Origin of the sequence: Phormidesmis priestleyi BC1401 (genome assembly GCF_001650195.1) — a bacterium.
GTDB classification, from domain to species: Bacteria; Cyanobacteriota; Cyanobacteriia; order Leptolyngbyales; family Leptolyngbyaceae; genus Phormidesmis_A; species Phormidesmis_A priestleyi_B.
This window is the reverse complement of record NZ_LXYR01000092.1, coordinates 1-10,499: the sequence shown is the minus strand read 5'-3', so window position 1 is coordinate 10,499 and position 10,499 is coordinate 1. Positions and strand designations below refer to the sequence as shown.

Annotated in this window: 8 protein-coding genes and 2 pseudogenes; 5 read left to right on the top strand and 5 right to left on the bottom strand. The window is 46.6% G+C overall.

Translation table 11 applies throughout. The annotated features are described in order from the left end of the window. Window positions 1-101: 101 nt before the first annotated feature. A pseudogene (locus A8707_RS24455) lies at window positions 102-308 on the bottom strand (IS6 family transposase); the annotation flags it as partial. A 66-nt stretch (window positions 309-374) separates the two neighbouring features. Next, entirely contained in the window at window positions 375-563 is a 189-nt protein-coding gene (locus A8707_RS24450; protein WP_068819853.1) for a hypothetical protein, read from the bottom strand. Between the two features lie 618 nt (window positions 564-1,181). Between A8707_RS24450 and A8707_RS24445 the strand changes: the two genes are divergently transcribed. Beyond that, window positions 1,182-1,376, top strand: a complete 195-nt coding sequence (locus A8707_RS24445; protein ID WP_068819851.1) for a hypothetical protein — start codon at window positions 1,182-1,184, stop codon at window positions 1,374-1,376. Between the two features lie 437 nt (window positions 1,377-1,813). Here A8707_RS24445 and A8707_RS24440 read toward each other — a convergent pair. After that, window positions 1,814-2,005 (bottom strand): annotated as a pseudogene (locus A8707_RS24440) (Tn3 family transposase); the annotation flags it as partial. Between the two features lie 410 nt (window positions 2,006-2,415). Between A8707_RS24440 and A8707_RS24435 the strand changes: the two are divergent. Next, on the top strand, window positions 2,416-3,039 hold the full coding sequence (locus A8707_RS24435; RefSeq protein WP_068819847.1) for a hypothetical protein: 624 nt from the start codon (window positions 2,416-2,418) through the stop codon (window positions 3,037-3,039). 43 nt (window positions 3,040-3,082) lie between these two features. Here the strand turns inward: A8707_RS24435 and A8707_RS24430 are convergent, their stop codons facing one another. Further along, window positions 3,083-6,763, bottom strand: a complete 3,681-nt coding sequence (locus A8707_RS24430) for a hypothetical protein (protein ID WP_068819845.1) — start codon at window positions 6,761-6,763, stop codon at window positions 3,083-3,085. Between the two features lie 383 nt (window positions 6,764-7,146). Here A8707_RS24430 and A8707_RS29985 point away from each other — a divergent pair, with 383 nt between their 5' ends. The 3 genes from A8707_RS29985 (at window position 7,147) to A8707_RS24415 (ending at window position 9,515) form a co-directional block, all read left to right on the top strand. Next, window positions 7,147-8,358 (top strand): hypothetical protein, encoded by a 1,212-nt coding sequence (locus A8707_RS29985; protein WP_068819843.1) that lies wholly within the window; start codon window positions 7,147-7,149, stop codon window positions 8,356-8,358. Window positions 8,359-8,462: 104 nt separating this feature from the next. Further along, window positions 8,463-8,729: a hypothetical protein gene (locus A8707_RS24420; RefSeq protein ID WP_197485041.1), complete on the top strand. Its 267-nt coding sequence runs from the start codon at window positions 8,463-8,465 to the stop codon at window positions 8,727-8,729. A 3-nt stretch (window positions 8,730-8,732) separates the two neighbouring features. Next, window positions 8,733-9,515: a hypothetical protein gene (locus tag A8707_RS24415; protein ID WP_068819840.1), complete on the top strand. Its 783-nt coding sequence runs from the start codon at window positions 8,733-8,735 to the stop codon at window positions 9,513-9,515. 298 nt (window positions 9,516-9,813) lie between these two features. On the opposite strand, the gene A8707_RS24410 is transcribed toward A8707_RS24415, so the two are convergent. Beyond that, window positions 9,814-10,356, bottom strand: a complete 543-nt coding sequence (locus A8707_RS24410; protein WP_068819838.1) for a tyrosine-type recombinase/integrase — start codon at window positions 10,354-10,356, stop codon at window positions 9,814-9,816. Between the last annotated feature and the right edge of the window lie 143 nt (window positions 10,357-10,499).

Below are 10,499 nucleotides of genomic sequence, written 5' to 3'. Positions count from 1 at the left end.
TCAAGCAAAGTTTATCGAAGAACTCTTTGGAATTAGCGCTTAACGGAACGCGAACGAGATACTTCGTTTGTCACTAAAAAGTATTTGCGACACAACCGATTCAGGTGGGGTCGAATGCGCTTATCCAGTTCTGGGGCGTAGCTCAACACCCATCGGTGAATGGTAGAGTGATCCACCTCCACTCCTCTATCTGCCATCATTTCTTCCAAGTTCCGGTAGCTCAGGGGATAGCGACAATACCACCGCACATTCAGCAAGATGATTTCTGGCAGGAAGTGCCGCCACTTAAACAAGGATTGGGCAACCATTTAAGATGAGACGAGAGAAAATTGAGCCTTCCAACCCTATCATTTTTGCGACACAACCGTTTCTTCTTACTCCTGCATCAACTCTCTTCTGGCGGCCTCCGCGATCGCGCCCCGCAGCCATTCAGCCCGATTGGGTTTCATCCGCACATACTGATCCAATTCCTTAGGAAGAAAAACAGCAATGGGCTTCTGGGCGAGTGCTTCCTCTCCAGAAGGCTGAAAACGAGTTAGGTGGTCAGCACGAGGGTCAGTCATGGCTTAGTTGTAACTTGAAGAGAGCGACTCGGTCATCAAAATGAAGTCCTCAGCGTCATTTCGTTAAATTGCCCTTGACGCTCAGGCAAGAGCGCTTTCTGGATGCCAATCTTCACCACTGTCATCCGTGGGTGGCTCACCCTCGACGACCAAGTATAGCCATCGCCACTTTGCTTAGGACATTTTTGGTAGTGTGCTTCGCGTGCTGCCAAAAATGTCCCTGTCCTAACCTATGTGGCGGTAGCTATAGCTCCAGGAATACTTTTCACGTTGCATCCCAATGATGTAGCCCACGGTGCGATCCACCGTGACTTTCTGCCCCAAATGATACTTAGCAGGCATGAAGGGGATGACTGAGTTGTCAATTTTGATTTCTTCGATCATGATTGAGGCTCCCTGAGGATGTTGAAGTGCCTATCAGAAAATTGAATAGGGATTTTCAAAGGGTTCCCAAGTTGTGATGAAAGAGCGAACACCCCCGCTTGAAACGAGGAACCGCTTACCTTGTTTCTTGCTCATCTGCTTTATCCTGTGATTGAAAGATGTCAGTTGGCTTGCTATCCAGCCGTGAAGGGGCATCCTAACTCGAAGCCTAGAAGTTTGTAGGAGCACAACCGCTTGGATTTTGTCGTCGTTGACACGGAGGGTAACCCGGAACTGAGTGAAATTGCCGTGCTAGATAGGCAAGGCCATCTCGTTTATGAGGCGTTTGCGGCTGAACATACAGCCAATTTGGATCGCCAACATCCCCTGAAATCCCTGAAAGAGATTGCTCAAGACATCCACCATCTAGCTCAAAATCTAATTAGGTAATAAAAATTGAAGTTACCAACCTGTCTATCTTCTAGAAATTTCTTAACTCAAATGTTCTATTAATTATTCTATTTTTATAGAACAATGTTCTAAACTAGCTCTATAAATCCCCAAAGTCCTCTACTCTGTTGAATTTGTAAGAAACTTTAGATGTTCTAAAACTATTTTTTTAGGTCTGTGTGTGAGTACTTTGCGACTTACACTGATGCGGTGTATAAAAAACACTCCGCCCTCTTTGAGCTTGTGCTGATTCTCAATACTTGGTATTCCCGTAGCGTTTGAAATCACCACTGGTATGTCTGTCTTGAGACTGTTGCCTTCTCATTCTCCTCAAAGTGAGAAACTGCTAATGAATCAGTTTTGCCAATCTCTCGATTCGGCTTGTTTCTCTGCTTCCTGAACAGGGGGTCGCTTCGGAATTCGGAAAAGATCGTACGTTAAGGATTCGCACCCGTTCTGAGTAGGCGAAAGGGGTCTTTTCTCACCTTTTGACGTTGCCTCCAACTATAATCGCTGGTGAGATTAATATGCTCCCAGCCGAGAAGTGATAGATAGTGCAACAAGGTTTCATCCATTAGCTGACCCTGATCTTTCAGTGCATTGATGCTGCGTTTCAAATAGATGGTGTTTCAGAAGATGATCACAGCGGTCACGCTGGATTTCAAAGCTACAGGAAGGGGTTCTTTGCATAACCCCCCGAAAAGGACCGGCGGGCGCATTTGAACAGAAAGTTACGGTTTCGGCTGAAAAGCTTTCTCCCTCTAGCTTTCAGTTCTAGGTCATCAATGAAGTATGCCCCATCGGGCAGCACATGCTTAGAAAATCACCGATTGAATCCTCTCGTGTGCGGTTAGAGTGTCTATAAATTCATAAATTAATGGATTGTAAATGTCGCTATGTGGTTGAGGCATGCCATGTCCGACGGATCAGCACAACGGCATGCACCCAACCGCTGACACGACGGCTCTTAAATATCCGCAACTTGGTCAGGCGGCAGGTGATGCCTAGCGTTTGACGGTCAGCCCAGTAAATAAATGATATGAACGACGAGAAGTTAACGCGATATCGAGTCAGTCAGGATGGCTTGCCTGATAAGTTCCCTACCCACGGGCATGAGGCTGCCTTCTGGGAGAGTCTAGGGCGTGCCGTTGCCACATTCGGATTTTTAGAAGAGGTATTAGGGAAGGCGATCTTTGCATTTACAGCAATGCGAGCATACGGAGAAGACCAGATTGATCAGGCTTACGCTGAGTGGTTGCCTAAGCTAGAACGTGCTCTCATCGATCCCCTGGGAAATCTGATTGACACCTATGGAAAGGCAGTACGAGACAATCCAGACGCTGCAATAGAAAATTTCGATGAGCTTCTAGGTGATCTGCGAAAAGCATCACAAATGCGAAATATTCTTTGTCATGGATCATGGAGGCTGCCGGATAAAAACGGTGCTTCGATTCCGTTTTTCGTGAATCGTCAGAAGCAGATTGTTGATACCGCAATGGATCGACAATTCATGGATCAGGAGCAGCAACAGACGGTCAATCTAATATGTGCGGTTATAAACACTGTTACCTCCATGGGTTGGCAGTTTCCTGGATCGGCTGGCCCAGGCAAAGCAATTTTGGAACTCATCGTTCAACACATCACGGCAGCAGACGGTCGTTAGGCGTAGGCACATATACGGGGTTGAGTTAGACTAAGCCCTTTCACTATTCTGCCAACTTTTGCGTTATTGATAGGTTTGAGTGAAGGAGTGTGCCAAACTCGGTGTGCCCAGAGTCGCCAATTTTATGGATCAGGCGTTCAGCGCGTGAGCATACAGTGGGGTCAGTACAGTGTAGTGCAGCGCGTAGCGAGGAAGCCAGCATCTCATAGGGCAAGTAGGCATAACCGACCTTCAATTCCCGCTCAACCAAGATTTGAATAATCTCAAATGTTCCAGCTGCATTGATTTGGGCGAGTTCACTAAGGCGCTCCCACGCAACTCCACCTCCATCGTCGTTTCCTGTGCAAAGTACGACGGTACGGCGTCCAAGCCGAATTGTGTCCTCAGGGGATATGTAGGGAGTCCTGAACAACCACATAAGCCCGACTGCCTCTTCAGCAGTTGCAGGTGTAGCCTGACTGCGCTCTATCTCTGAGAGCCGCCACTCCCAAAATGTCACGATTCCTCTAACGGAGGATTCGAGCACTGGTTCCTTACTGTCGCTCCAACTACGAAAAACACTCCAGTACGCGCTCGTACGATGCTTGACCGGCACATTAGAAAACGCCTTCTCAACGAGCTTATCCTCATCACCGATCGATGCAAGTCCATACGTCACTGCGATAAGCACATGCTTGATAAGACCTTTAGTAGCAGACCATTCACTGCTCTCCGCCTGCTCGTTACCCTGAGCGCAAGCAGATTCAGCGGCTCGTACGTACCAGGAACGAAGAGCTGTAAATGTCGAACTGTAGAAGTGGCTTTGGGTCATATAAGCATTCCACACAGGGTGCCGAATGGGATCCTCTAATCCCCCATGAAAGAGAGCTTCTCCTGATACTGACATCCATTCTGGTGCAAGCAAGTATAGGTGAGGGATAAAGCGTCCTAACGCAGCGTGTGCTCCCTGTGCCGCTCGTCCATGTTGCGAGAGCACATGCTCGACAAGCGGTACGAGAAGCTTTTCTACTCTCGGAATGGGACGTTCTGCCATACCAGGTGTCCCATGACTGACTGCATGACGATAGTCCCAAAGAGCAACCTCAAGGAGCATGCGTGTGATGTCACCAGCCGCAGTGTTGTAAGAGGCGGTCAATACATTAGAGAATGAAATCAACTCACTGCTTCCCCACGTGTTGGTCCAAGTAATTGGCAAAAACACGGCTGTCTCGGCAAATCTCCACACATTGATTGTGATCTCGCTCGCGATCATATCCCTACGGCATCCTTCGCACACCAGGTCTGCTGCTGCGCGAACTACACGGTGCCATTCTGTCTCTTGGAAACGAGTGATCGTCCTCTCAAGCTGGAATTTCCCCTGCTCTATACAAGATTCAGATACATAAGCTTTACCTGCTTCCAAGGCTTGAAGTGCAAGCGAAATAATTTCATTCCAGGCAACTTCCTTCTTTTCTTTAACGACATTGCATAGTCCTACGAAGATGGCACTTATGTATCCAGGCATAATCGGGACTTTAAGTCCTTGCCTGATGAGTTCTACCGCCAGCGTGGTATGTTCGGTAGCGAATCTAGTGAGCGAGTCTTCAAGTCTTTCGTAGGAAAAATCTTCAACAGTGCTGCCCTCAGGATGCCATGTCTGAAGAAACGAGAGAATCTCATGCGTCTCTAAGGCTGCAAGTTCCTCTACTGTTTTTGGACTTCGGCAGCTAGTCCACGAAACGTCACCACTGTAAAAGCCTACCTCGTCAAGCCCTTGTTGCTTTAAGGTGGGCACTTGTGGAGCGACATTGAGGCGTTTCGCCAGTGCCTGAAGCTCATTCGGGATCAGATCATGAAACCATCGCAGTCGCCTCTGCTGCCAGGTTGAAATGACCTCAGCGATGTCTTCAGTGGTCGTTGATGCAGTCGCCTCCGCAGTGCCCTGTCCAGTATCGGTCTGTTCATATTCACGCCGAAACTCGATACTGTGTCGAACTTTGTCAGTACTTGGACCCCGGTTAAGTGCATACGCAAAAAAGTATTTCGCTTCCGGTGATGCGTTTGCAAACTGAACTCGTAGAAAGGCTGCAACTTCTCGGGCTCCAAAGGCTGGTTCAAGGAGTACATCGCTTCCGATAAGCCGATTGATTTCTGTTGGAAGAAACATGCCTGCCTTCGTAAGAATTACGAGTCGGACGCGATCGAAAATATCAACTGAGTACCTTGAGAGCGCTTTCCAGACTGCTTGTGCCTCCTCGGCGTTTCGAGTTGCGGTACGGATGGCGACGCCAGTGAGAGCAACAGCAAAGAGCGCACGAACGTCATCCCCCGACTGTGTCTCATAAAGCTGTTCGCACCACCATTGACTGGATTGTTGGGTTCCGGATTCGTCACCAGCAACCTGCCGCATGAGATGTACAGTGCGATCAAGACAGTTCGCGAGAAGCTTAAGTGTTTTAAGCGGATCGAGAGATTCGAGTGCTGTGAGAACGCGCGAAAAGAACTCTTCCAGCTCGTGTGAACTGAGCCGTGCGAGCATCCATTCCGTGCCACGATTCCTCCACCCTTGCTCGTGAGGCATCATTGCTACATCTTCTTCACCAACTGCTGTTTTAGGAATCTGTCTTAGCCATAGAAGGGCTTCAGCAAGACGAAAGGCAGCTTTCTTTTCCTGTTGTTCAGCAAGTATTCGCACGATATCGATTACTTCGTGTGGGAATAGAACAGGCGGGGCACTTCGTAGTGCCCGTTCGATCAGTGGCACAAGCCGAACAGATTGTTGGATGGGGAGTACTTTTGCAGCCTTAGCAACGTTGAGCCAAACAGCTGGATTTTTCAGGGTAGATGGTATGTCTAGCAGAACCTGAGTCACCTGTTCTGGAACATATGAAGCAACGCGCACAAGATATTCGCTCTCATGCCAAGTCTGCATACGCCATGTACCGTCGGCTTCGCCTACCTGCTCCGGAGGAAACTTGAAATATCCGTACTTGATGAGTGGAGCGAGCCAATTTGGGTGCTCAAGATGCGAGAAGAAATAGCGACGTAGCTGCGGACGCACTAGAAGCCCGCGTGCGCGGTCAACATCCGTGTCTGTAGGTGACGCGATCACGAGGAGCTGATCGACCTCTGTGTGGGTAGTGAAGTAGGGCGCAATCCGTCCATACAGGAGTTCACTGAACTCCAGAAAAGCTCTACGGACTTCCTCTGCTGACGGTCCAGGTGAGCGGTAGTGACAGGTGTTGGCAAACGTATGATTGAGTTGAAACCACGCAGTTACCGACGCATGGTTTGGTGGAAGTCCGAGTACCGCCCCAATAGTGCGGCGATTCCCCTCAGTCTCCGCAACCTCATCTTCCTCATGGGAAGGTGGAGCCTCTCCATCCGCGAGGAGCCGAATCACACCACGTCCGAGTTCACGTCCGGTGTGAGCTAGTAGATAAGCCGCGCCTGGATCGTTAACGCGCTCAATAATCTCGTACCCAATCTGATAAAGCCCTGCAAGCTGCGGGTCGAGGCGTGAAAGTTCCTCGAAAGTCACCCGTTCCCGGTTCCCGAGCGTAATCAGCCCATCTCGGGGAATCGCTACTGTAGAGAGCGGAAGTGCTCCGTCATATGAATGTGATGCTACATATGGAAGCAGCTTTTCAGACCTGATGCCATTGCTATTGCTGGTTTCATACCCTTGGTTCCCGCTTGTAGCTCCCACGTAATTGTTAGGAACCGATGATTCGCTCGTCGTCATAGTCGGGGTCTCAGTAGTAATGGATGCTGTTGGCGAATGTATTACAACTACCTCTACAATCATACTACAAGGATTTATGAGCCACGAAAGCTCAATTGCCTTGGCATTGATCACCTTCTGGTAATCCTGCTCGTAGCACATTCGCCGACAGCATCAGACATGTATAAAGAGTGATCATATGGGCATCAAAGCTTTGTGACATCAAACTTTTAGCCTTTAAGCAGGAGAAGTAGGGATTGAGTTAGACTAACTCAATCCCTTGACCGACAAAACAATGCAACCCTATCTAGACTACGACAAAGAGATTTTAAAGAGTTAGACGCTATTTGTTAACCGAGAGTAGATTAGTCTTTACACTCCTGCCTCTTGTAATTTCTCTTTAAATGAGTACAAAACCACACAATCCAGACGCTTTTCTCGACCAAGGCTACCCTTCAGGTTATCCTTTTTGTGAAAAGTTCCTGTCTAGCCCAGAGTTTACAGTTGAATTCTTGACTAACTTTAGGGTCTTTAAGAGCAGTACTCAAACCACAAAAGCTGGTTATGCAATGGATGTTGCTGAGGCACTACATAACAGAAAAAGTCTAGACCCAACTACTTTTCTCTTGGAGTACGTAAAGAAGCCAAGGACTTGGTTATCTTTTAAAAAGGGAAATTATTTGAAAACTCCACAGCTTAAGCCATTAGAAGAGCTGTTGACATCTTTTGGTGAGCCAGGATGGTACGGACCAATCAAAGAACCAGATAGTTCTAAAGTTTGGTACATATGTACCCATAAAATTCCGCATCGTCTTCCTATTCAATACTCTTTAGAAGGTGTAGACGGGGAAAATTCCCAAGAAAGACAAGAAACTTTTGAAACTAAGTTCATTAGATGGCCTGTTGTGGCTGAAGTTAGTGATAAGTATATTGCACTTAGCTGGAATGGGTTTTCACACACTGAAGATATCAAATCAAACTCTAAGAGCCAGTATTCTTTTTGGCTGCGTATTCCTGAAGTATTTGAAGAGCTTGAAAAACATCTTGGTGGTAGTTGGGAGCATCAAGAACTTCATACACTGCTATTGTATAAGTTATGGGAAAAGTTTATTGAAAATCCTCAATACGTATGGAGCCATACGCGAGTTCGCGCTCATTCATCAGGAATAGCTTTGAACGTTCATAGCTCTTCAGATTCTGAGATTGATTTTGAAGCAAAAGGATTAAAAGCACTTTCACGAAAGCTTGCAGAAGCTGCTTTAGATTCCTTGGGCTATTCCTTTCCCTACGATTCTAAAAAGCTTCTTCAAGTTGAGAATTCTATCTTGAATACTTTAATTAGGGAATGGGGAACAAAGTCCTATGAGTTTACACTTAAGATTAAGAAAAGAGGAATTATTGAACCTGACCCAGATTTGTTCACTGTTGAAGGTGAAAATAGTAGTAAGGATTCAAAGGGTTCTAATACTCTTAGAACTCTCTTTCGCGTACACTGTTACTTTGGATTAAATCAGGCTTCTAAGAATCAAGACTCTTTGCAGCATTTGAAATGTTACAAGGAATGTGATTTTAGTACTGGAGCGCTAGAATTCCTGCTAGCAGAGCTGGGCATTTAGGGAGTAGCATGTCCCAATTTACTTGTGAGCGTAAACTAGATTTCCTGAACCCCAATCAGAAGGGAAAGCTGAATAGGAGGTTCAGGTCTTCGCATGAAAGAATAATGCCCCATGAGCTTGCTGTCTTTCTAGGAGTAAAGCGCTCTCAAGCTGATGCTATTTTGATTGCTCTTGATTCTGCTGGACTGTGCAATATGCGTCTTCTCATTTTCCACACCTGTTCTGAAGCTCATATAGGTTCGATAGACTTTGGAGTAGGGTTTCCTTCTTTACCTTGGAAGTGTTCTGAATGCGATCAAATCATCGAAGATTACGCTGAAATGTCTTTTGATCTGATGGCTTTAGTTCCTGAACCAGTTGAATTTATTTAGAGTATGCCCAAGGAAAATTTAGGGGAAACATTAGTAAGACTTCTTAAGGCTTTGAAAGATTTGAATCCAGGTGATAATATATCTTCAAACAATATAGCTTCCTATTTATACAACCCTGATTCAAGAATTTCAAGCTATTTAAAGAAGCTGAGAAAGTATAAGGAATTAGAAAATCCAACGCCCCAGCAACGTAGGGAAGCTGGTGATTTACTAGAACAAATAACAGTTCTCACCTTCTGTGGATTGCAGGGAGTCAGTAGTATAAAAAGCTTTCGTTCAGCTGGACCCCAGTACGACCTTTTAGTCGGTGGTGATGGTGAAGAATGGCTTCTTCTTTATAAAATTCTTTATATGAAAGAAAATCGAAGAGACATTGTTGTTGAAGCTAAATGTACTGACGATAAGGTTTCTGACCAGCAGTTTGCGAGATTGTGCAGCATTATGGAGATTAATCTTTTCCAAACTACAGGTTTAGGAGTGTTTTTTACTTTGAATGGAGCCTCTGGGTTTCCTGAAAGAGGAGCAGACACGCGGCAGAAACAGCTCAAAGAATCAAAAATGCGCCAGGTCCTCTTTCATGCAAAAACAGGTAAAGTAGTCGTTGTACTAGATGCAGAAGACATTTTTGCATTAGATAAACCTGCGTCCTTCATTCAGATACTCATAAGTAAGATTAGGGATTTAGATTACCTTAGCGGACTTGCATCATTAGAGCCTTGTGAGACTCCCGAACTTGACTTACCTAAACATCTAGCACCGCTGACTGATAAATTTATGACTAACTGAGGTGTTAAGTACTATAGCTCCTATCGCAGTGAATATTTCAGGAGAATAGCTTTAATAGCTTCAAGTTCTGGCAAGAACTTATGGAGTCATACCTAAAGATTTGCTTACCAAAGTTTTAGAGAACTAGGAGGGGCTTTGATATGATCCCCAAGCTGTGATGAAAGGACGATTTCCGCTGTCTAAGAAGAACGGCTTACTTTTTGTTCCTTCCTCTTCTGCTTTGTTCTGCGGGCGGATGAGGTCAGTTGACTTGTTACCCAGCAGCGCAAGATAGCGCCAGCTCCCGTTTGGCGGGTTGTCATCTCAAGGTCAAAATAGCGGCTCGTCTCTGCTGAGGCGTGACCTCCAGATAGCGAGATAGCTCATTCAGCGACTCATGCCCCGTGATGGACGCGATCGTCTTAATGGGGATGCCCTTTCCGTGTAGCGAGGTCGCGAGCGATCGCCGAAAGCTATGCGTCCCCACACCTCGCAGATCTAGAGCCTCGCAGACTTCCTTCAGCTCTTTTGCCAATCCCTGACGGCTGAGGTAACCCGCTTGGCGAGACGACGGAAAAAGATAACCCTCCGAGGGCAACTCAGCATCAGAAAGAATAGCCACCAACTCTGGGTGCAGCTCGATCTCACGGGTGCGCCCTGTTTTAGTGTGGGTCAGGGTGATTACCTGCTCATTCAGATTCAGGTTCTCGGCTCTGAGTTGCAGCGACTCACCCATGCGGCAACCTGTGAAGGCAGCGATCGCCACCGCAAAACAGTAAGGCTTTTTGCACAGGTGGATCACCGCGTCGATTTGGTCATTGGTCAAAATGGCGGCTTGACCTTTTCCATTCACTTTGGGCACGATCGGTTACTCAATCCTACTTTTTCAGTTTAGTTGTCGTTTCATAGATAACGTCAACGGGAGAATGCTGGTTTGAGGGCGCATCTTTTAATCTCGTAACAAATAATTTCCTTGCTGAGAATTGACTGCCCTTATTGAGAACC